Source organism: Microbacterium azadirachtae (assembly GCF_000956545.1).
In the GTDB taxonomy this organism is placed as follows: domain Bacteria; phylum Actinomycetota; class Actinomycetes; order Actinomycetales; family Microbacteriaceae; genus Microbacterium; species Microbacterium azadirachtae.
Genome location: NZ_JYIT01000076.1, coordinates 63,038 through 84,325, shown reverse-complemented (window position 1 = coordinate 84,325; position 21,288 = coordinate 63,038). Strand labels below are relative to the sequence as shown.

Here is a 21,288-nt window from a genome sequence, read left to right as displayed (position 1 = left end):
GCGCATGCCCGCCACCGCTCTCGCGCCGTTCCCGTGGACCGACGTGTGGGGGCAGGACGCCGCCGTCGAGACGCTGCGCACCGCGGTCGAGAATCCCGCGGCGATGTCGCACGCCTGGCTGATCACCGGTCCTCCCGGATCCGGCAGGTCGACGCTGGCGACGGCGTTCGCGGCGTCGCTGATCGCCTCCGGCCCCGACGACGAGCAGACCATGCATCAGGTGCTCGCCGGCACTCATCCCGACGTGACGGTGCTGCGCACCGAGAAGGTGATCATCTCGATCGCCGAGGCCAGGGCCCTCGTCGAGCGCTCCTACTTCGGCCCCTCCAGCGGTCGCTACCGCGTGATCGTCGTCGAGGACGCCGATCGGATGACCGAGCGCACCTCGAACGTGCTGCTGAAGGCACTCGAGGAGCCGCCGGAGCAGACGGTCTGGATCCTGTGCGCCCCGAGCGAGGCCGATCTGCTGCCGACGATCCGCTCCCGGGTGCGATCGCTGCGGCTGCGCGAACCCGATGTCGCGTCGGTCGCGGAGCTCATCGTGCGCCGCACCGGTGCCGATCCCGCGGTCGCCGAGCAGGCGGCGCGGCACGCGCAGCGCCACATCGGCATGGCGCAGCGGCTCGCGACCGACGAGGCCGCGCGTTCGCGCCGGGAGCAGACCCTGCGCGCCGTGCTCGCCGCTCGCGGGGTCAGCGATGCCGTCGAGGTGGCGGGACAGATCGTGCTGGCCGCCACCGACGATGCGAAGGCCCTCACGGCCGAGCGCGACGAGGCCGAGCGGCGCTCCCTGCTGCACACCGTGGGCATCGCGGAAGGGCAGGCTGTGCCCCCGGCCGTGCGCTCGCAGATCAACGCGCTCGAGGAGGAGCAGAAGCAGCGGGCCAAGCGCAGCGTGCGCGACGGCCTCGACCGCGTGCTCACCGATCTGCAGTCGCTGTTCCGCGATGTGGTCATGCTGCAGTTCGGTCGTGACGACGGCCTCATCAACCGTGAGCTCGCCGCGGAGCTCGCGGCGATCGCGGCCGCCTGGGAGCCTGCGCGCACCCTCGTCGTGCTCGACCACCTCGCCGAGACCCGGGAGTCGCTGGAGCGCAACGTCGCCCCCGCGCTCGCCCTCGAGAGCTTGCTCGTGACCGTCACGAGCGGGAGGAGACCATGAACACGCCTGCCCCCTCGCCGCTGCGTCGCCACCATGCCGGGGCGCGTCTGCGTCGCCTGGGTGCCGTGACGGCGGGCCTCGTGGTCGCCGCGCTGGCGCTCAGCGGCTGTCTGTACTCGATGATCCCCGCCGGATCCTCGTCGGCGGGTCCGACGGCGACGCCCGACACCTCCGGGATCGCCGCCGACCTGCAGCCGTTCTACGGACAGAAGCTCACCTGGTCGGGCTGCGGCGGCGGCATGGACTGCACGACCGTGAAGGCGCCGCTCGACTGGGAGAACCCGGGCGCCGGCTCGCTCGATCTCGCGGTCGTGCGCCACCGCGCCACCGGCACGTCCAAGGGCTCGCTGCTGACCAACCCCGGCGGACCGGGGGCGAGCGGCCTCCAGCTGATCAAGTCGAGCCTGAGCTTCGCGGTGAGCCCCACCCTCGTCAAGAACTACGACGTCATCGGCTTCGACCCGCGCGGCGTCGGATCCTCGACGGCCGTGAAGTGCCTCGACGCGACCCAGATGGACGACTACCTGTACTCGATCCGTCCGGGTGCGCGCGGCAGCGACGAGTGGACCGCGGCCCAGAAGTCGGCCAACAAGGACTTCGCCGACGCCTGCGCGAAGAACAGCAAGGGGATCCTGCCGTACATCACGACCGTGAACTCGGCGCGCGACATGGATCTGCTGCGCGGGGTTCTGGGCGACAAGAAGCTGAACTACCTCGGCTACTCGTACGGCACCTTCCTCGGCGCCACCTACGCGCAGCTCTATCCCGATCGTGTGGGCCACCTCGTGCTCGACGGCGCGCTCGACCCCGCCGTCTCGAACCTCGACGTCAGCACGACGCAGGCGATCGGGTTCGAGTCCGCGCTGCGGGCCTACATGGCCTCCTGCCTCAAAGACAAGAAGTGCCCCTTCCAGGGCACCGTGGACGAGGCGATGGGCGACCTCGGCGCGCTGCTCGCGAGCGTCGATCGATCGCCGCAGAAGAACGCCGACGGGCGCATGCTGGGCGCGGACACGCTGATGACGTCGATCGTCTCCGCCCTGTACTCGCAGGACAGCTGGTCGTACCTGACCCAGTCGCTCACCGCCGTGCTCAAGGGCGATCCCTCCGTCGCCTTCCAGCTCGCGGACTTCTACAACAGCCGCGAGAACGGCAAGTACACCGACAACTCCACGGAGGCGTTCCGCGCCTACAACTGCATGGACTACCCGCTCGAGAACGATCCCGCGGCCAAGGCGGCGTCCGACGCGAAGATCAAGGCGGAGGCCCCCACGATCGCGCCCTACTGGGACGGTCCCGATCCCTGCGAGCAGTGGCCGTTCCCGCCGACCGGCACCCGGGGCGAGATCACCGCGGCGGGATCCGGCCCGATCCTCGTGATCGGCACCACCAACGATCCCGCCACGCCGTACGCATGGGCCGAGTCGCTCGCGAAGCAGCTCGAGGGCGGGGTGCTGATCACGCGCGTCGGCGAGGGCCACACCGGCTACAACAAGGGCAACAGCTGCGTGGACGACGCCGTGGACGCCTACTTCGTCGACGGGACCGTGCCGGCCAAGGCGGGCATCCGCTGCGAATAGGGCACGCTGCGGCACGGACGACGGGCCGTGCCGCGCCCGGGGTGCGCGTGGTTCGCAGCACCCTCGCGGACAGGGTAAGATCGTTGATCGTGCGGTTCACCGCATGCGCACCTCCGGGTGTGCGCCGCCCTAGCTCAGTCGGCAGAGCATTTCACTCGTAATGAAAAGGTCAAGGGTTCGATTCCCTTGGGCGGCTCCATCGGAACCCTCGGTTTCCCGCGAATCAAGCGGAAAACCGAGGGTTTCACCGTTAGAGGAAGGCAGCAACGGCAAACACGCTCCTGCAGTCACATGTGTGCAACTATGCGTGCACCCTGAGTGGAGGGAGCGGTTGCGATGCCAAAGAAGCGGAATCACGGCGACGGAGGGCTGTACGAGCTCATTCGCGGGGCCTCTGGCGTAGCGTGGTCGTTCGCCCCCGGTCTCTTTGGATGGCGGGGGCGAGTTTGCTTTGTTGAGCTCGTCTAGCATGAACGCGTGGAATTCGCTCTCCCGTTCACCCCCGATATCGTCGCGGTGTTCCTGTCACTCTTCGTGCTCGAGGTCGTTCTCGGCGTCGACAACGTGATCTTCATCTCGATCCTGGCCTCCAAGCTCCCCCAGGAGCAGCAGGCGAGGGCGCGCAGCCTTGGCCTCACGCTGGCGATGGTCATCCGCGTCGTGCTCGTGTTCTTCGCGGGATGGATCATCACGCTGAAGGAAGACGTCGTCGTGCTGTTCGGGATGGGATTCTCCGTCAAGGACTTCATCCTGATCGCCGGTGGCCTCTTCCTCGTCTACAAGGCCGTCACTGAGATCCACCACAAGCTCGAAGGAGCGGATGAGGAGCACGATGTGTCGATGAAGCGGATCACGTTCCGCTCCGTGCTCGTGCAGATCCTCGCTCTCGACATCGTCTTCTCCCTCGACTCGGTCATCACCGCGGTCGGCATGACCGAGAACGTCATCGTCATCGTCACGGTGGTGGTGCTCTCGTTCCTGGTCATGCTGTTCGCATCCCGGTTCGTCTTCACGTTCGTCAACCGGCATCCGACCGTGAAGATGCTCGCGCTGTCCTTCCTCCTGCTCATCGGTGTCTTCCTCATCGCCGAAGGATTCGGCGCCCACATCGACAAGGCCCTGATCTACGCGCCCATGGCCTTCGCGATCCTCGTGGAAGCGCTGAACCTGATCGCCTCCTCCCGCAAGGCGAAGCGCGAAAACCTACGCACGCGGGAGGAGGCGTCCGTGCGATGAAGCGCTTGACGACGGCTCTTCGGCACGCCGGATATTGGCTGGTCTTCGCCCTGATCGCCCTCTCCTATGTACTCTGCGCCGCGCAGGAGGGGGCGGACCCCAGCGCCATCGCCTTCCTCGCGCAGCTCGTAACGCTCGTCGTGGTGCTCTGGGTCGCCGATGCGGAGCTTGGGCTGCAGCGCGCAAGCTGGGTACTCCTCGCTGTGGCCGTCCTCGCCGTCGTCGCCGTCGAGATCGCCGGAACGCGCGGGCGCGTGGTCGACCTCGTGCTGGCGATCGCGTCGGCGTTCGCTTGCGTGCTCGCCGCCTCCGCGATCATTGCTCACCGCATGCGGCTGAGGCGCCCCGGCGTGCAGAACCTGATCGCCGCCGTCTCGGCCTACGTCCTCGTGGGGATGCTCTTCACCTTCGTCTACAACCTGGCGGCCCAGCTCTCACCGGCCGCTGTCCTCGACGGCCCTCACGGCGACTCCTTCCGCGGGCAACTGTTCTTCTCCTTCACCACCCTCACCACCGTGGGGTACGGGAACGTGGTCCCCGTCGGCCCCGTCCTCGAGAGCGTCGCGATCACTGAGGCGATCACCGGCCAACTGTTCCTGATCGTCACGATCGCCAGCATGATCTCCGCACGAGGAAACGCGTCCATCCCAGAACACGCCTCCAGCGTCGCCTCTGGCACCGATCTTTGACGGGCCGCAACGCGATTTACGTTTTTTAGCGGTGCATGAGCGCGGCCATGCGAGTAGCGTCCACCCCTGGCGAGCGGTAGCCCTCGGAGGCTGCCGCAGGAGGTACCAGAGAGGTCGTCGCCCAGCCATGGGGACCAAGCGGCGACATCTCATCTCCGGAGACCAGCACGATGGAGTGGGGTATGTTTCGCGGCGGGTGACGTTTGGTGACGGCCCAGGACGACGGCAGCCTACGGCGCGGTCGAGGTGCCGCGGGATCCGCGGATATGGTCTTCGGGGATGAGGATGCCTCCGGAGGTGTTCGCGGATTCCGCATACGCCTGGATCCGTGCCGGGTCAAGCTCAGGCGGGTCGGGCTCGTTGAACTCGAAGCGCAGCGGAATCGAGGGGTGCAGCCAGATCGTGGATCGGCCGACGGGTTCGCCGTCGTCGTGTTTCCAGGAGAGGGTGAAGCTCTCGTTGCGGCGGAGCTTCGTTGCGATGACGACCTTGAGGTGGGCGAGGGCGGTGTCGTCGATCTCGACGGGGTGCTCGGCGCTCCCGTAGTAGAGGATTCCCATACGCCCGACAGTAGACCGCCGTGCCGTGCCTGCGAGCGGGCTTGTGGTGGCCGCCCTCGTGTGCACTGGTCAGCGTGGCGTGGAATGCTCGGGGATCGTAAACCCTGCGGGGTCGGCGAGCCGGACGGCCAGTTTCGCGACGGTGCGGGGATCCAGGGAATGCGGTTCGGGCCCATCGAAGCTGAATCGCATCGGCGTGGAAGGCAGCAGCTGGACGCGGTCGGCGCCGTCCAGTCGGTCCGGGTGCACCCAGAGCAGAACGCTGTCGTCGCTCGTAAGCGTGGCGACGATGGCGACCATGAGGTGAGCGAGCGTCACATCCTCGATCTCGACGCGGCGATCCTCGAGCCCGTACGTGAGAGTACCCATTGCGTGAGGCTAGGCGTCGCCGCCGATCAGCGATAGGGGGTTGCGGTCGGAAGGCGGCAGTGGCCGCCTTCCGACCGTAACCGCCAGGACCCGGGTATTCACGGCCCGACCGGCGCGGACACCTCGCGCTGGTCCGGTAGGGTCTATCGGCGCAGGACTGGGGAGAGCTGCGTGCTGGAGGTACAGCAGGGAGGTCATCGTTCCGGACAGGGAACCGAACGATGGCCTCTCGTCCTTCGGGGCGGCCCCTCGGGGTGGGGACAGGAACCCCGCCCAGGCCGGCTTTCGCAGCAGCGGGGCGAGAGTTCCCGTCAACCAGAGCCGCTCAACCGAACATAACCCCCGGTTTCCCAGTGCGGCCCTTAGTCGCACAGTACACGCGCACAGACGCAAGCGCAGGCGTATCGGCAGATTGGTCACACGTCCGCCGCTCCGAGGTGGTTGCGTTGTTCGATGAGAGGGCAGGTGAAGACGTCTCGTTCGCCGAGGCCGACGCGGTTGATGTAGCGGATCACGATCGCGTACGAGGTGAGCAGGTGGACCTGGGTGTAGGTCACGCCGTGTTCTCGGCAGTACTCGGCGACGATCGGGGCGGCTCGACGCAGGTGCGGGCGCGGCATCGAGGGGAACAGGTGATGCTCGATCTGGTAATTGAGCCCGCCCATCGCTATGTCGAGGAGTCGACTGCCCCGGATGTTCCGGCTCATCAACACCTGACGGCGCAGAAAGTCCAGGGTCATGTCCCGGGGCACGATCGGCATCCCCTTGTGGTTCGGTGCGAACGCGATGCCCATGTAGAAACCGAACAGGCCGAGTTGGACACCGAGGAAGACGAAGGCGATGCCCGGTGAGAGCACGATGAACACCAGCGTCACGTAGCCGATCATCCTGATGGCGAGGAAGGCGATCTCGACCCAGCGCCGCTCGAGTCGCCCGCGCGCGAAGACCCGGCGCACGCTCGACGCATGCAGAGAGAGCCCCTCGAGGAGCAGCAGCGGGAAGAACAACACGCCCTGGTGTGCGCGGAGCCAGTTGATCGGTGGGCTGTGGGGCTTTTCTGCCGTTTCCGCGGAGACGGCGATGACGGGAAGCTCGATGTCGGGGTCGGATCCCAGCTTGTTCGGGTTCGCGTGATGGCGTGTGTGCTTGTGCTGCCACCATCCGTAACTCATGCCGACGAGCAGATCGCCGAGAACGATGCTGATCCAGTCGTTCCACCGCCCCGAGACGAAGATCTGCCGGTGCGCCGCGTCGTGCCCGAGGAAGGCGATCTGCGTGAACACGATCGCCAGCACCGCCGCGGTGAAAAGCTGCCACCAACTGTCACCGATCCAGACGAAGGCGACGAGGCAGCCGGCGACCGAGACGGGTGCGACGGCCAGTTTCGTCCAGTAGTACCCGTAACGGCGACGCAGCAGACCGCGCGTCCTGATCTCCTGCGCCAGTCCGGTGAACGCGCTCGTCGCGCGTTCTGCATTGCCCCGGGGGCGGGTGCGGACGTCATCCATGATGACCTCTTCGTAGGTGTCGTCCCTACGCGCGGACGGCACCGCCTTCTTCGACCCAGTCTTCGATGCGCGACTCGTCGTCCACGACGTCGGCAGCCGGACGACGGGTGAAGGTCACCGACTCGGCCAGCGCCGCGACGTCGGCCGCACGCGCCTGCTCCCGATCGGAGGCGTCCTGGAATCGATCGGCGGCGACTTCGCGCTCGGCCTGCAGGGAGGCGCTGATCTCGGCCAGGAGCTCGGCGATGACGCTCCCGAGCCCATCACGGAGCTCTTCCAGGTTGGTGTTCGCGATCTCCAGGCGACGGTCGGCGACGTGCAGCTCGACGGTCGAGTATCCCTTCGCGGACAGGCGGGCACGTGTCTCATTGCCCTGGATCGCGGCGACCTCGTCGCGATCCGTCTTGCGCGTGAACACCGCTTCCACGGTGTAGCGGTCCGGAGCGTCGTTCGTCATCAGCGTCGCAGGGAGCGACCCGATCAGAACCGATCTCAGACCCAGCAGTTCGGAGCTCAGCCCCGCGTTCTTCACTTGTGCGTTCATAACCGGACGTTACGCCCCGCGCCTGTGCGCGCTCACAGGTTGGTGCTTCCTCGTCGGGCGGGCGGCTCCATCAGAAGCCCCCTCCTCGGAGGGGGCTTCGTCGTTGCGGCGTACGCTCGGAGCATGTCCAGAGCTCTTCTCATCGTCGATGTGCAGAACGACTTCACCGAGGGTGGCGCTCTCGCCGTCTCGGGAGGGGATGCCGTCGCTCGCGGCGTCAGCGCCTTCCTGCGCGATCATGCCGCCGACTACGACGTCATCGTGGCGTCGCGTGACTGGCATGACGGCACGGGGGACAACGGCGGGCATTTCGCGGCCGAGCCCGACTTCGTGGACACCTGGCCGGTGCACTGCGTGAGCGGCACCGAGGGTGCCGCCTACGATCCGCTGCTCGAGACCGCCGCCGTCACGCACCACGTGTTCAAGGGACAGGGGCGTCCCGCCTACTCGATGTTCGAGGGCGTGACCGAGGACGGGCAGACCGCTGCCGCGATCCTCTCCGCCCACGGCGTCGTGGCCGCCGACGTGGTCGGCATCGCCACGGATCACTGCGTCCGCGCGTCGGCGCTGGATGCGATCGCGCACGGCGTGCACGTGCGGATCCTCACCGATCTCGTCGCCGGCGTGGGGGCCGACTCCAGCGCGGCGGCGCTCGCCGAGCTCGCGCACGCGGGTGCCGAGCTCGTCGGCGAGGGCGCGGCGCCCGGTGCAGGCGGTACCGCGCCGGACGGGGACGGTGCCGCATGAGCGCAGAGCGCTGCGTGCTGCTGCTGCGCGCCGTCAACGTCGGCGGCAACAACCGGGTGCCGATGGCGGAGCTGCGGACGGCCCTGACCGGGCGCGAGGGATTCGGCGAGGTCTCCACCTACATCGCGAGCGGCAACGTGATCTGCGACGCCCCGGCGGATCCGAAGGTCGCCTGCGCGCAGGTGCGCGCCCTGATCCACGACACTTTCGGGGTGGACACTCCGGTGATCCTGCGCACGCATGCGGACCTCGCGCGGGCGCTCGCCGACAACCCCTTCCCCGACGCGGCGCAGGAAAAGATGCTGCACGCGATGTTCCTCGAGGGGGAGCCGTTGCCGACCGCGATCGAGGCGCTCACTCCGCGCCTGCAGCCGGAGGAGCGGATCGCGCTGCGCGGGGTGGATCTCTGGATCGATTACGGCGCAGGTGGGGTGCAATCGACGAAGCTGACCCGGCCGGTGCTGGACCGTGCGCTCGGCGTCGCCGGCACGGCGCGCAACCTGCTCACCGTGCGGAAGCTCGCCGACCTCACGGCGGGCTGAGGATCCAGGCGCGAAGGCCCGCGACTGGGCCTCAGTGGCGCTCCACAGTGCGGCTCACGGCCTCCGGCGCCGCGCTGCCCGGAGCGCGCACATCGACGCGATGGGCGTCGCAGGACACGCACCGCACGTACCGCAGCACCCCCTCGGAGGTGGCGTGGCGGGAGACGGTGATCCACGCGTGCTCGTGCCGGACTCCGGCGGGGCGCGGCTGATCGGCGCGGGCGGTGAGGGGTACGGGGGCTGTGGTGGTCATGGCTCCACGATGATGTAATGTTCTTATGCATCTCAACCCTTACGGAGAGTACGCGGTGCTGATGGCGGCGTCGCTCGCCAACGATTGGCCGGCGGACCGCGCGGGCATCGAGCAGCGGACCCGCGACTTCGGCATGACGATGACGTTCCCCGTGGATCCGCGCGATCACGCACGCACCAGGGAGGTCCTGGACGACTGGCTGCGCATCGTGGACGCGCGGACGGCGACGGAGCGCGCGGCGCTGCTGAACGTGCAGATGGCATCTGCGGCCGCCTATCCCCGTCTGACCGACCACGACGGCGAGGGATGGCATCTGCACTACCGGGACGAGGACGACACGCTCCCGCACGTGCTGCGCGCGGTGATCGCGGTCGGGACCTCGTTGCACCTCGTCACCCGGGGGATGGGCCGGCTGGGACGCTGCGCGGCCGCGCCGTGCACGAACGTGGTCGCCGACGTGACGCGCAACGGACGCCAGCGCTACTGCTCCGTGCGGTGCGCGAACCGCGACGCGGTGCGCCGACACCGGGCGCGGCGGTCGTAGCCGCGCCCGGGGTGCGCTCCTAATCGTGCATCCCGACGTTGATCGGTCCGGTCAGGTCGGGCGGAGCGGTACGGAACCCGCGGGTCTTGACGATCAGGTAGACCACCCCGATCGCGGTCCACGCGCCGCCGATGATCATCGAGATCCCGTCGAGGCTGAGCCAGAGGCCCACGTTGATCGCGACGCCGATCGCGGGCACGACGACGAACCCGATCCAGGATCCGATCGTGCGCGTGGTGATGAAGCGGAAGAACACGAAGATCACGGACAGGTTCACGAACGTGAACGCGATGAACGCGCCGAAGTTGATCATCGACGACGCCTGCGCGAGGTCCACGAACAGGGCTGTCAGGGCGATCGCGGCGACGATGAGCACGTTCGCGACGGGCACGCCGGTGCGCGGGTTCACTCGTCCGAACAGCCGCTTCGGCAGAGCCCCGTCCCGGCCCATCGCGTAGAGCAGCCGTGCGGCGCTCATCTGCTGGGTGATGCCGCAGCCGAGGACGGCCATCATGTAGCCGCCGACGAAGATCGCCTGGAAGGCGGCGCCGCCGATGTACCTGGCGATCTCGGGCGAGGCGCCCACGATGTTCTCCAGCTTCGTGACATCGGGGAACAGCGTCTGCATCACATAGGTCACGGTCAGGAAGAACGCCCCGGCCGCGGCGACGATGACGAAGATCGCCCGCGGGATGTCGCGCGTCGGTCGCTCGGCCTCCTCCGCCAGGGTGGAGACCGCGTCGAACCCGAGGAACGACAGCGCGAGGATCGCGGCGCCGCCGGCGAGGGCCGTCACCGGCAGGTCGCCCGCGGAGAACGGGCGGACGCTGAACGCCGCATCGTTCGCGCCGTGGGCGATGTTCGCCACGGCCAGCACGACGAAGAGCACCGCGACGACGAGCTGGATCCCGACGAGGATGATGTTCATGCTCGCCGCAAGCCGCACCCCGACCAGATTGAGCGCGGTGCAGATCCCGACCGTGAGCAGCACCCACACCCAGAACGGGACGCCGGGGAAGATCGCGCCCATGTAGATCCCGGAGAGGATCGCGTTGATCATCGGCAGCAGCAGGTAGTCGAGCGTCGCCGCCCAGCCGACGAGGAACCCGACGGAGGGATGGATGCTCTCCTTGGCGTAGGTGTACGCGGATCCGGCGATCGGGAAGAACCGCACCATGCGCGAGTAGCTGAACGCGGTGAACAGCACGGCGACGAGCACGACCAGGTAGGCGAGCGGCACGTGCCCGTCGGTCTGATCGGCGACGATCCCGAACATGTCGAACACGGCGAGCGGCGCCATGTACGCGAGTCCGATGAACACGAGGTGGCGCAGCTTCAGTGTGCGCTTGAGGGATCCGGACTCGTGAGCCACGGCATGGGCGATGCGGTCGTCGCCGGCGGCGACCGCAGAGTGGGATGGCAGCGTCGACATCGTGGGGGTTCCGTCCTCAGTCGCCGTGGGAGTGGCAGTGGTGGTCGTCGGACGGCTCGCTGCACTGCTGGCCGGACCCGCCGGGATCCTGGAAGCGCGTCGCAGCCGCCGTGCCGCCGAGCTCGCCCCGATGGTCGTGCACGGCGGTGCCGCCCACGACGGTGAGGTCGGCATGCTGCGCGAGGATCTCCGCCGGCTCCATGGTGTACAGGTCTCCGGACCAGACGACGAGGTCGGCGAGGTAGCCGGGACGCAGCAAGCCCAGGGTGTTCTCGTTGTGGAACGCGCCGGCGCCGCCCTTGGTGTAGGCCTCGAGGGCGCGGTCGAGGTCGAGGCGCTCATCGAGCGTCCAGGCGTCGCCGCCGTCGAGGCGGGCGCGCGTCATGGCGCTGTAGATCCCGACGAGCGGATCCATCTCGCCGACCTGCCAGTCGCTGGAGAAGGTGACCCTGGCGCCCGATTCGATCATCGAGCGGAAGCGCCAGGCGCGGTCCCAGCGGGCCTCGCCGACGTTCTCCATCCAGGTGCCGGCGACGAGGTCGGGCGAGGCGTGCCGGGGCTGCATCGCGGCGACCACGCCGAGCTCGCGGAAGCGAGGGAGGTCCTGCGGCGCGAGGCATTCGACGTGCACGATGCCGTGGCGGGCGTCGCGCGCACCGTTCGTGCGCCGGGCGGCCTCGATCGCGTCGAGCGTGAGGCGGATGCCCCCGTCGCCGGTCGCGTGCGTGTGCACCTGATAGCCCAGGCGGTCCAGCTCGACGAACAGCTTCGTGAACTCGGTCGGCGCGAGGCTCGTGTGCCCCCGGTGGCCGGGGCGGTTCGCGTAGTCCTCGAGCATCGCGGCGGTGTGCGGCTCGATCACGTCGTCGGCGTAGAGCTTGACGGGGCCCAGTCGGAAGCGCTCATGCTGCGGCGTCTCACGGATGGCCTCGGTGATGCGGGCGCGGAAGTCGCCGTCGGCGCCGACCGGATGATAGATCGCCGCGATCGTGCGCGCGGTCAGCCGGCCCTCACGCTCGGCGCGCGCGAACAGAGGCAGCTCCGCCAGGGGCACCTGCGGCTCCACGACCGTCGTGATGCCGAAGCGGCGCGCCATCTCGAGGCTGTTCACGATCTTGCGATAGCGGCGGTCGGGGGAGTACATCGGGATATCGCGCTGGAGTTCGGCGAGCCCGTCGACCGTCATCGCGCTGGTGTAGAAGTCGAAGACCCAGCCGGTCGGCTCGCCGGTGGTGCGGTCGATCTCGGGATTCCCCCAGGCGATGTCGCCGCCGTTCAGGATCCCGAGCCGCGCGAGCGCGGGCCGGTTCAGCCAGACCGAGTGCTGGTCGTAGGTGGTGATGAACACGGGGCGGTCGGTCACGCCGGCCAGGTCGTCGGCGTTCGGGCGGCGGTTCTCGACCACCGAGTAGAGCGCGTTCTCGGCGCAGATCCATTCGAGCTCGGGGTGGGCCTCGGCGAAGGCGGCGATGCGGGAGCGGACCACGTCGAGGCTCTGCACCTGGTCGAGGCTGACGGCGAGGTCGTCGTAGCCGAGCAGCAGATGGTTGTGTGTGTCGGCGACCCCGGGTGTGACCAGGCGGCCTTCGAGCTGCACGGTCTGACGAGCGGCCGGCGCCTCCGCGGCCGGGCCGACGTAGGTGATGCGGTCTCCGATGACGCCGACGGCCTCGGCCCAGGGCTGCTCGGGATCGAAGGTGCGGACGCGTCCGCCGGTGTAGAGGGTGTCGACTGCCATGTCGGTGCTCCAGCGTCTCGGGGCGAGCACGTCTCGGGGACTGCGCTCACAGTTCTTTGACTCTAGAGTAAATTAATTGACTCAAATGTCAAGAAACTCGTCTGAGCGGATCCGGTCCTCGGACGAGCCTGAGATACTGGCTTCATGGCACGCCCCAGCACGCAGGAGCAGCGACGCCGCGAAGTGGTCGATGCGGCGCTCGAGGCTGCGGCCGAGCACGGGCTGCGCAATCTCTCGCTCACGGACGTCGCGAATCAGGCGGGAGTGACGCGCGGAGCGCTGCTGTACTACTACGAGGATCTCGACGCGATCCTCGTCGAGGCGCACGCCGCGGGCATGCGTCGGGTCGGCGAGGAGCGCGAAGCCCTGGTGGCCCAGGCGGAGCGGCCCGCGGAGCAGCTGGCGATCGCGATCCGGGCGGGGCTTCCCTCCGGACCGGACGACGCGCTCATGCGACTGCTCTACGAGTTCGACGTTCTCGCGGGCAAGTCGCCGCTGCACGATGAGCTCGTGCAGCGGCTCTACGGCGAGCAGCTCGCGCTCTACCGGCGGATCCTGGAGGCCGGGGCGGCGACCGGCGACTTCTCCCTGGCTGGACCCGTCGACGACATCGCCATGAACTTCGTCGCACTGGAGGACGCCTACGGGCTGCACATCGTCGCCGGTGGCAGCATCTCGGTCGCCGACGCCGAGCGCGCGATCGCCCTCTTCGCCCGGCAGGCGGGCGCACCGCTTCCCACCCCGACCACAGGAGTCCCCGCATGAACGATCGACCGCTCATCCTCTTCGTGTGCGTGCACAACGCGGGCCGCTCGCAGATGGCCGCAGGATTCGCCCGCGCGCTCGGCGGCGACAGGGTCGAGGTGCGCTCCGGCGGCTCGGAGCCCGGCGAGAGCATCAATCCGGCGGCGGTCGCGGTGATGACGGAGAAGGGGATCGACATCTCCGAGGCCGTGCCGCAGCTGCTGCGCACCGAGGACGTGCGCGAGGCCGACGCCGTGATCACGATGGGCTGCGGCGACGCCTGCCCGATCTTCCCCGGCAAGCGCTACGAGGACTGGGAGCTGGCGGATCCGGCCGGCCGGGATCCGGAGTTCGTCCGCGGCGTGCGCGACGACATCGAGTCCCGTGTGCGGGAGCTGCTGCGCAGCCTGGGTGTCTGAGGCCATCCCGCGTACGCGAGAAGGCCCGGTCGCGATGACCGGGCCTTCTCTGCGGTGGGCCCCGTGGGGCTCGAACCCACGACCCGCGGATTAACCTGCCACTTCGGCTTTCGCCGCCGCACGAAGCGTTCGTGGTCTGGACTGTCCCTTCACCATGGCTTGCGCTTTAGGTGCCACCCGTCCAGTCTCTACACCTTCCGGACACGTCCGGCTTGGCTCGGGATTGCCAACTGGTCTCCCAGGAAGGGTTCCCCGACTTTGAGTGGTGTCATCCCCGAGGTTTCCCCCGAGGCGCTCCTATTGTGTTGAAGTCCGATGCTCTGCCAACTGAGCTAGAGGCCCGCGGAACCAGTCTAGGGCCCGCAGCTGTGGGTGTTGCGCGGGCACCGCGCGTACCCTGGGTCGGTGCCCGCTCCCTTCCACCGCCCCGTCCGCCTCTCGCCGGAGACGTTCGACAATCTGCTCGGATCCCACGATCCGGCCGAGCAGACACGGATGGCGCACGCCACGGCCTCGGCGCTCCTGGCCCGCGTGCGCGCGGACGGCAGCGGCGTGAGCGCGGAGCGGCTGGTGGCCTACGCCACCGAGCACGGCATCGACGAGGTCGCGGAGCTGTGGGCGAAGAGTCCTGCGGTGTCGCTCCCGGGCGCGCTGTGGCGGCTCTATCTGCTGCAGGTGTCGATCCACGCGGATCCCTCGCTCGCGGCGCTGCTGCACGAGCGCGGACGCGTCGAGCTGCCGTCCGTCGACGCCCTCGTCGCCGGCGCGCCGGTGCCGGCCGGGCCGGAGGAGCTCGTCGCCCTCATCGACACGATCCTCCGCGGCGCCTTCTCCGGCGACTTCGCGATCGCGCTCGAGCGCGCCGCGGCGTTCTGCCGCGTGCAGGCGTCGGGATCGACTCACATCGCCGACGACTACGACCCGACCGAGCCCGATCGGGCGAGCGATCTCACCACCCGGGCGTCGCGCCTGAGCGCCTTCGCCCACGACCTGACCGCCTCGGCGGCGGCCTGGCGCGACGGCTCCTTGACCTGAGCGCATTCGGCGGACGCTTCCGGAACGGACCGACACCGGATCCGGATACGAAGAAGCCGGGCCGCAAGAACGCCTCTCGGCGGAAGGCCGCTCGCAGCGGCGAAAAATGGAGCCCGGGGTTATGCGGCCCGGCCGATACAGTGTAACGCGTCGGCCGCGGGGGTATTCCCGGAGCCCGGATCCGCGAGGGCGACCCGGCTGAGCTCGGGCGCGTCGGCGGGCGCACCGTCCCGGGGCGAGAACGAAGGGGACGACGCACGTCCTAAGCTCGTCCTATGGCCGCCGCCCGCTTCGCTCTGCTGATCACGCCCGCCGAGTCCACCGACGAGGAGCGCGCCGACTTCAGCGACAGCTTCCGCCGCATCGACCCGGGCGCTCCCGCGCTCAGCGTGGGCGAGCTGAGCACGCAGCGCGGCGACGGCATCTTCGAGTCGATCGGCGTCGTCGACGGGCACGCCCAGGAGGTCGAGGCGCACGTGCAGCGCCTCGCGCACTCCGCCGCCCTCTGCGAACTGCCCGAGCCGCACCGCGAGCAGTGGCGCCAGGCGGTCGCGATCGCGGCCGCGGAGTGCGGTCCGGGGGAGTGGGTCATCAAGCTCATCCTGAGCCGGGGCGTCGACCACGGACCGGCTCCGACGGCATGGGTCACCGCCGCCCCCGCAGGCGACTTCGCCGCCGCGCGCGCCGACGGCATCCGGGTCGTCACCCTCGACCGCGGCTACGACAGCGGCGCTGCGGAGCGCTCGCCGTGGCTGCTCCTGGGGGCGAAGACGCTCTCCTACGCGGTCAACATGGCGGCGCTGCGTGAGGCGCACCGCCGCGGAGCCGACGATGCCATCTTCGTCACGACCGACGGCGTCGTGCTGGAGGCGCCCACGGCCTCGCTCATCCTGCGCTTCGGCGACCGGTTCGTCACCCCGGCGCCGCACGGCGGCATCCTGCAGGGCACCACGCAGATCAGCCTCTTCGCGCACCTCGAGGAGCAGGGCTTCACGACGGAGTACGCCACGGTCCCGACCGCCGACCTCGCGACCGCGGATCAGGCCTGGCTGGTGTCCAGCGTGCGCCTCGCGGCCCCGATCGCCGCGATCGACGACGCTCCGCTGGCGATCGACCACGCGTTCACCGACGGCCTGAACGCCTACCTGCTGTCCGCGCGGGACTGAAGATCCGCCACCCCCTGGCCGGCGGGGAAGGATGGTCGTAGTCTGCCCCCATGGCAGAGCAACCGACCGCTCCGGCGGTCTATGACGACCTCCGCGCGGTGTTCGTGAACTGCACCCTGAAACGGAGCCCGGAGCTCAGCCACACCCAGGGGCTGATGGACCGCAGCATCGCCTTGATGCGGTCGCAGGGGGTGACCGTCGACGACGTCCGCTTCATCGACCACGACGTCGCGACGGGCGTCTACCCCGACATGCGTGAGCACGGCTGGGCGACCGACGCGTGGCCCGAGGAGATCTGGCCGCTCATCGACGCGGCCGACATCCTCGTGGTGGGCGGACCGCTGTGGCTCGGCGACAACGCCTCGATCACGCGCAAGCTCATCGAACGGCTCTACGCGATGAGCGGCCTGTTCAACGACAGGGGCCAGTACGTGTACTACGGGAAGACCGGCGGGGCGATCATCACCGGCAACGAGGACGGTGTCAAGCACGCCGCGATGTCGATCCTCTACAGCCTCCAGCACATCGGGTTCACGATCCCTCCGGCCGCCGACGCGGGCTGGATCGGGGCGATCGGTCCGGGGCCGAGCTACCTGGATCCCGGATCCGGCGGCCCCGAGAACGACTTCACCAATCGCAACACCACGTTCATGACGTGGAACCTCCTGCACACCGCCCGTCGCCTCAAGGACGCCGGCGGGATCCCCGCTTACGGCAACCTTCGCCAGGCGTGGAACGACGGCGAGCGCTGGGGCTACGACGCCAACCCCGAATACCGCTGACGCGTCGAGCGCCTGCCGATGGCGTCAGCCGATCAGATCGATCGCGTTCTGGGCCTTGGTGCGCAGCTCGTCGGAGATCGGTGCGTTGCCGGCGACGGCAGCGGCGGCCTTCTGACCCTCCGCAGAGACGGCGAGGCTGAAGAGCGCCTTCACGAGGGCAGCGGTCTCCGGCTTCGCGTACCGGGTGCACCCGATGAGGTAGCCGATCAGCAACACCGGATAGGCGCCGCGGGCGACGGTGCCCCGGTCGACGGTGGTCGCAAGATCGCCCGGACCGCGGCCCTGCTCGATCCTGGCCGCGTCCAGCGCCGCTCGCGCGCCGGACGCCGAGGGGCCCACCCAGTCCTTGCCGACGCTGATGTCGGCCGTCGAGAGCCCCTGTGCCGCCGAGGCGTCGAGGTACCCGATGCCGCCCTCGGTGCCCTGCACGGCGGCGGCGACACCGGCGGAGCCCTCCGCCGCGGTGCCGCTCGAGCCCGCAGGCCACGTCGACACGGAGCCCGGGGCCCAGAGGTCGGGCGCCGTCTGCGTCAGATAGTCCGTGAAGTTCGCGGTCGTGCCCGAAGCGTCGGAGCGGTGCACCGGCACGATCGCGCGGGACGGCAGCGCGGCCTTCGGATTGGTCGCGGCGATCGCGGGGTCGTCCCACCGGGTGATCGTGCCGGAGAAGATCCCGGCGAGGGTCTTCGGAGCGAGCCTCAGCGATGCGACGCCCTTGAGCGAGAAGACGATGGCGATGGGGGAGACGTAGGCGGGGACCTCGACCAGCTCCGCCCCCTCGGCGCACGCGGCGAAGCCTCCCGCGGCGATCTCCGCGGTCGTGAACGGCACGTCCGAGCCGGCGAAGGACGCGGCGCCGGCCCGGAACTGCTGACGGCCGAGGTCGGATCCCCGGGCGTCGAAGGTCACCCGCGCCTGCGGGGCCGCAGCGGCCAGGCGCTTCGTCCATGCGTCGACGGCCGCGCGCTGCGCCGTGGATCCGGCGCCGAGCAGCTCACCCGAGACGGGCGTCGGCGTCGGAGTGGGCGTGGCGGTCGCTCGCGGTGCTCCGTCGCCGGGCGCCGTGCAGCCGGTGAGCGCGGACGCGGCGACACCGATGATCGCGGCAATCGTCGCGATGCGGCTCTTCGTCACGATGGGTCTCCTCGGTCGTCGGCCAGGATAACGCAGCGCCCGACCGGCGAGAGCACGCGCCGTTCTCCCCACGCCGTGCGCGGGGAGAACGAGCTCACCCGAAGCGGCCGGAGACGTAGTCCTCGGTGGCCTGCTCCTTAGGCGAGGTGAAGATGGTCGCCGTGTCGGAGAACTCGATGAGCTTGCCCGGCTTGCCGGTGCCCGCGATGTTGAAGAACGCGGTCTTGTCGCTCACGCGCGACGCCTGCTGCATGTTGTGCGTGACGATCACGATCGTGAACTCGTTCTTGAGCTCGGTGATGAGCTCCTCGATCGCGAACGTCGAGATGGGGTCGAGGGCCGAGCAGGGCTCGTCCATCAGCACGACCTGCGGGGACACGGCGATGGTACGCGCGATGCACAGGCGCTGCTGCTGGCCGCCGGAGAGGCCCGCGCCCGGCTTGTCGAGGCGGTCCTTCACCTCGTTCCACAGGTTGGCGCCGCGCAGCGACTTCTCCACGAGGTCGTTCGCGTCGGAGGCCGAGATGCGCCTGTTGTTGAGGCGCACGCCCGCGAGCACGTTCTCCTTGATCGACATCGTCGGGAACGGGTTCGGCCGCTGGAACACCATGCCGACCTGGCGCCGCACGAGCACGGGGTCGACTCCGGGCGCGTACAGGTTCTCGCCGTCGATGTAGACGCTTCCCTTGACCGTCGCGCCGGGGATCACCTCGTGCATGCGGTTGAGGGTGCGCAGGAACGTCGACTTGCCGCATCCCGAGGGGCCGATGAAGGCGGTCACGGTGCGGGGCTCGATGTTCATGGACACGTCTTCGACGGCGAGGAAGTCGCCGTAGTAGACGTTCAGATCGTTGACTTCGATGCTCTTGGACACGCTGCGTGCCTTCCTGAGTTAGCGGCTCTTCGGCGCGAATGCCTTCGCGACGACCCGAGCGATGAGGTTGAAGATGACGACGACGATGACCAGCAGCAGGGCGGCGCCCCATGCCTGCGCCTGCGAGGCCTCGATGTCCTTGCCGGGGAACGCCCACGCCGTGTAGGCCATGACCGGCAGGGTCTGCATGGGGCCGCTGAACGGATCGGCGTTGAAGTTGTCGGTGAAGCTCGCGGCGATGAAGATGGGGGCGGTCTCGCCGACCACACGGGCGACGGCGAGCACGACGCCCGTCACGATGCCGCTGGCCGCCGTGCGGAGCACCACCTTGATGATCGTGGTCGCGCGCGGCACTCCGAGGGCGAGGGACGCCTCGCGGAGCTCGTTCGGGACCAGCCGGATCATCTCCTCCGTGGAACGGATGACGATGGGGATCATCAGCACGCACAGCGCGATCGAGGCGGAGAAGCCGCTGAACGCCTTCGGGCCGACGATGAGCGCGAACAGCGAGAAGGCGAACAGACCGGCGACGATCGAAGGGATGCCGGTCATCACGTCCACCAGGAACGTGACCACCCGGCGCATCGGGTTGCTCGGCTGCGCGTACTCGGTGAGGTAGACGGCGGCCAGGATCCCGATCGGCACCGAGATCACGGCGGCGATCCCGGTGATGATCAGCGTTCCGACCACCGCCTGCAGCGCGCCGGGCGTGTTGGTGACCGCGAGGGTGTTCGGGTCGAACACGCTGCCGCCGACCTTGGTCACGAAGTCCCAGGTCAGCACCTTCAGACCCTGGGCCACCACGGTCCAGAGCGTGGAGATCAGGGGGGCGACCGCGAGGATGAACGCGCACACGACGAGGCCGCGCACCACACGGTCCACGGCCTTGCGCCGGCCTTCCACGATCCCGGAGCCGATGCTGACGGCGATGAGGTAGAACACCGCGGTGAGCACGAGCCAGACGGCGGGATTGAACAGCTGGAGCACCAGCAGCACGGCCGCGACGACGACGGCGGTGCCGACGGCGAGCACCGGCTCGATCCACCGGGGCAGCTGACCGCTGGTCAGGGTCAGCGAGGACGAGGAGGTCGCCGGAGGCGAGGTGACGGCGGTCATGCGCGCTTTCCGATCTTCGGTGCCTTGCGTGAGCGGGTCGCGGACCGGCCGATGATACCGCGGGCGAGCATGTTGACCGCCAGAGAGACCACGAACAGCATGAGGCCGGTGCCGATCAGGGCGGAGCGCTGCAGGTCGGTGGCGATCGGGAAGTTGTTGGCGATGTTGCCCGCGATCGTCTGCGAGTTGTAGCCGTCGGTCAGCACGGCGAAGGAGAACAGGATCGAGGGCGAGATGATCAGCGCGATCGCCATCGTCTCACCGAGCGCCCGGCCGAGGCCGAGGAGGATCGCGGAGATCATGCCGCTGCGGGCGTACGGGAACACGGCCAGCCGGATCATCTCCCAGCGCGTGGCGCCCAGGGCGAGGGCGGCCTCCTCGTTCAGCCGCGGCGTCTGCAGGAAGATCTCGCGCGTCAGCGCGGTGACGATCGGGAGGATCATCACCGCGAGCACCACGCCGCCGGCGAGCATGGTCGATCCCGTGCTCGACACAGGGCCGCGGAACAGCGGGATCCATCCCAGGTACTGGTTGAGGAACTCTGCCAGCGGGGTGAGGAACGGACGCATCACGATGACGCCCCAGAGGCCGAACACGATCGAGGGCACGGCGGCGAGCAGATCGACGACGTAGGCGAGGGGCCCTGCGAGCCGGCGCGGCGCGTAGTGCGAGATGAACAGGGCGATGCCGATGGCGACGGGGGCGCCGAGCACGAGCGCGATGAGCGACGACCACAGGCTGCCCCAGAGCAGCGGGCCGACGTAGTTCCAGAAGCTGCCCCAGTTCTTGTTCTGGTAGCCCGCGAGGTCGTGGTTCGTGTCCCAGTTCGCGGTGATCGCGGGCAGGCCCTTGAGGATCAGGAAGATCGCGACGCCGGCGAGGATCACCATGATCGACGCGGCGGCCGTCGTGGACAGTCCCAGGAAGAAGGAGTCTCCGGCGCGGCGCTTTCCGACGAGGTTCTCGGAGGCGGTGGTCACGTCGCCCTTCTGCGCGACGTCAGCCACGGTCCCACTCTTGATCTCGCATGTGCAACGTCTTTCTTTGTGCCCCTGCCTGTGGGCAGGAGAGGTATCGGGCCAGCACGGGGAACTCGGCAGAGCCTCCGACGGAG

The 21,288-nt window shown here is 69.0% G+C and carries 23 protein-coding genes and 1 tRNA gene; 13 read left to right on the top strand and 11 right to left on the bottom strand.

Going from position 1 to position 21,288, the window contains the following annotated elements; genetic code table 11:
- Nucleotides 1-4 precede the first annotated feature (4 nt).
- From RL72_RS10005 to RL72_RS09985, 5 genes are all read left to right on the top strand, one after another.
- Complete coding sequence (locus RL72_RS10005) at nt 5-1,162, top strand: DNA polymerase III subunit delta' (RefSeq protein ID WP_045250683.1); 1,158 nt, start codon at nt 5-7, stop codon at nt 1,160-1,162.
- The gene (locus RL72_RS10000) at nt 1,159-2,742 is read left to right on the top strand and encodes an alpha/beta hydrolase (protein ID WP_082072311.1); all 1,584 of its coding nucleotides are present in this window, start codon (nt 1,159-1,161) and stop codon (nt 2,740-2,742) included. The genes RL72_RS10005 and RL72_RS10000 overlap by 4 nt, the downstream gene beginning before the upstream one ends.
- Nucleotides 2,743-2,865: 123 nt before the next feature.
- Nucleotides 2,866-2,941, top strand: a tRNA-Thr gene (locus tag RL72_RS09995).
- Between the two features lie 278 nt (nt 2,942-3,219).
- Entirely contained in the window at nt 3,220-3,978 is a 759-nt protein-coding gene (locus tag RL72_RS09990; protein WP_045250682.1) for a TerC family protein, read from the top strand.
- Nucleotides 3,975-4,667 carry a potassium channel family protein gene (locus RL72_RS09985; protein WP_045250681.1) on the top strand — a complete coding sequence of 231 codons (693 nt, stop codon included), beginning with the start codon at nt 3,975-3,977 and terminating at the stop codon, nt 4,665-4,667. The genes RL72_RS09990 and RL72_RS09985 overlap by 4 nt, the downstream gene beginning before the upstream one ends.
- Nucleotides 4,668-4,897: 230 nt before the next feature.
- On the opposite strand, the gene RL72_RS09980 is transcribed toward RL72_RS09985, so the two are convergent.
- From RL72_RS09980 to RL72_RS09965, 4 genes are all read right to left on the bottom strand, one after another.
- On the bottom strand, nt 4,898-5,227 hold the full coding sequence (locus RL72_RS09980) for a DUF7882 family protein (RefSeq protein ID WP_045250680.1): 330 nt from the start codon (nt 5,225-5,227) through the stop codon (nt 4,898-4,900).
- Nucleotides 5,228-5,296: 69 nt separating this feature from the next.
- On the bottom strand, nt 5,297-5,596 hold the full coding sequence (locus RL72_RS09975) for a DUF7882 family protein (protein WP_052674311.1): 300 nt from the start codon (nt 5,594-5,596) through the stop codon (nt 5,297-5,299).
- A 416-nt stretch (nt 5,597-6,012) separates the two neighbouring features.
- A complete protein-coding gene (locus tag RL72_RS09970; protein ID WP_045250705.1) occupies nt 6,013-7,104 on the bottom strand; it encodes a fatty acid desaturase family protein in 1,092 nt (363 codons plus the stop codon).
- A 25-nt stretch (nt 7,105-7,129) separates the two neighbouring features.
- The gene (locus RL72_RS09965; protein WP_045250679.1) at nt 7,130-7,648 is read right to left on the bottom strand and encodes a hypothetical protein; all 519 of its coding nucleotides are present in this window, start codon (nt 7,646-7,648) and stop codon (nt 7,130-7,132) included.
- Nucleotides 7,649-7,771: 123 nt separating this feature from the next.
- Between RL72_RS09965 and RL72_RS09960 the strand changes: the two genes are divergently transcribed.
- Together RL72_RS09960 and RL72_RS09955 are read left to right on the top strand one after the other, a co-directional pair.
- A complete protein-coding gene (locus tag RL72_RS09960) occupies nt 7,772-8,395 on the top strand; it encodes an isochorismatase family protein (protein WP_045250678.1) in 624 nt (207 codons plus the stop codon).
- Nucleotides 8,392-8,937, top strand: a complete 546-nt coding sequence (locus tag RL72_RS09955; protein ID WP_045250677.1) for a DUF1697 domain-containing protein — start codon at nt 8,392-8,394, stop codon at nt 8,935-8,937. Before RL72_RS09960 ends, RL72_RS09955 begins: the two co-directional genes overlap by 4 nt.
- Nucleotides 8,938-8,968: 31 nt before the next feature.
- On the opposite strand, the gene RL72_RS09950 is transcribed toward RL72_RS09955, so the two are convergent.
- Complete coding sequence (locus RL72_RS09950) at nt 8,969-9,190, bottom strand: hypothetical protein (protein WP_045250676.1); 222 nt, start codon at nt 9,188-9,190, stop codon at nt 8,969-8,971.
- A gap of 25 nt (nt 9,191-9,215) precedes the next feature.
- Between RL72_RS09950 and RL72_RS09945 the strand changes: the two genes are divergently transcribed.
- Nucleotides 9,216-9,734: a CGNR zinc finger domain-containing protein gene (locus RL72_RS09945; RefSeq protein WP_045250675.1), complete on the top strand. Its 519-nt coding sequence runs from the start codon at nt 9,216-9,218 to the stop codon at nt 9,732-9,734.
- A gap of 19 nt (nt 9,735-9,753) precedes the next feature.
- On the opposite strand, the gene RL72_RS09940 is transcribed toward RL72_RS09945, so the two are convergent.
- Both RL72_RS09940 and RL72_RS09935 read right to left on the bottom strand, forming a co-directional pair.
- The gene (locus tag RL72_RS09940) at nt 9,754-11,166 is read right to left on the bottom strand and encodes an APC family permease (RefSeq protein ID WP_045250674.1); all 1,413 of its coding nucleotides are present in this window, start codon (nt 11,164-11,166) and stop codon (nt 9,754-9,756) included.
- A gap of 16 nt (nt 11,167-11,182) precedes the next feature.
- Complete coding sequence (locus RL72_RS09935; protein ID WP_045250673.1) at nt 11,183-12,904, bottom strand: amidohydrolase; 1,722 nt, start codon at nt 12,902-12,904, stop codon at nt 11,183-11,185.
- A gap of 144 nt (nt 12,905-13,048) precedes the next feature.
- Here RL72_RS09935 and RL72_RS09930 point away from each other — a divergent pair, with 144 nt between their 5' ends.
- The 5 genes from RL72_RS09930 to RL72_RS09910 all read left to right on the top strand — a co-directional run bounded on the left by RL72_RS09930 (nt 13,049) and on the right by RL72_RS09910 (nt 17,050).
- Nucleotides 13,049-13,669, top strand: a complete 621-nt coding sequence (locus RL72_RS09930; protein ID WP_045250672.1) for a TetR/AcrR family transcriptional regulator — start codon at nt 13,049-13,051, stop codon at nt 13,667-13,669.
- Nucleotides 13,666-14,067, top strand: coding sequence for an arsenate reductase ArsC (locus RL72_RS09925; RefSeq protein ID WP_045250671.1), 402 nt, complete (start codon nt 13,666-13,668; stop codon nt 14,065-14,067). Before RL72_RS09930 ends, RL72_RS09925 begins: the two co-directional genes overlap by 4 nt.
- Nucleotides 14,068-14,472: 405 nt before the next feature.
- Nucleotides 14,473-15,102 (top strand): hypothetical protein, encoded by a 630-nt coding sequence (locus RL72_RS09920; RefSeq protein WP_045250704.1) that lies wholly within the window; start codon nt 14,473-14,475, stop codon nt 15,100-15,102.
- Between the two features lie 275 nt (nt 15,103-15,377).
- A complete protein-coding gene (locus tag RL72_RS09915) occupies nt 15,378-16,268 on the top strand; it encodes an aminodeoxychorismate lyase (RefSeq protein ID WP_045250670.1) in 891 nt (296 codons plus the stop codon).
- A 50-nt stretch (nt 16,269-16,318) separates the two neighbouring features.
- Nucleotides 16,319-17,050, top strand: a complete 732-nt coding sequence (locus RL72_RS09910; protein ID WP_045250669.1) for a flavodoxin family protein — start codon at nt 16,319-16,321, stop codon at nt 17,048-17,050.
- A 24-nt stretch (nt 17,051-17,074) separates the two neighbouring features.
- Here the strand turns inward: RL72_RS09910 and pstS are convergent, their stop codons facing one another.
- The 4 genes from pstS to pstC all read right to left on the bottom strand — a co-directional run bounded on the left by pstS (nt 17,075) and on the right by pstC (nt 21,181).
- Nucleotides 17,075-18,184, bottom strand: coding sequence for a phosphate ABC transporter substrate-binding protein PstS (gene pstS / locus RL72_RS09905; RefSeq protein WP_045250668.1), 1,110 nt, complete (start codon nt 18,182-18,184; stop codon nt 17,075-17,077).
- Between the two features lie 94 nt (nt 18,185-18,278).
- Nucleotides 18,279-19,058, bottom strand: a complete 780-nt coding sequence (gene pstB / locus RL72_RS09900) for a phosphate ABC transporter ATP-binding protein PstB (RefSeq protein WP_045250667.1) — start codon at nt 19,056-19,058, stop codon at nt 18,279-18,281.
- Nucleotides 19,059-19,076: 18 nt separating this feature from the next.
- On the bottom strand, nt 19,077-20,174 hold the full coding sequence (pstA, locus tag RL72_RS09895; RefSeq protein ID WP_045250666.1) for a phosphate ABC transporter permease PstA: 1,098 nt from the start codon (nt 20,172-20,174) through the stop codon (nt 19,077-19,079).
- The gene (pstC, locus tag RL72_RS09890; RefSeq protein ID WP_045250665.1) at nt 20,171-21,181 is read right to left on the bottom strand and encodes a phosphate ABC transporter permease subunit PstC; all 1,011 of its coding nucleotides are present in this window, start codon (nt 21,179-21,181) and stop codon (nt 20,171-20,173) included. The genes pstA and pstC overlap by 4 nt, the downstream gene beginning before the upstream one ends.
- Between the last annotated feature and the right edge of the window lie 107 nt (nt 21,182-21,288).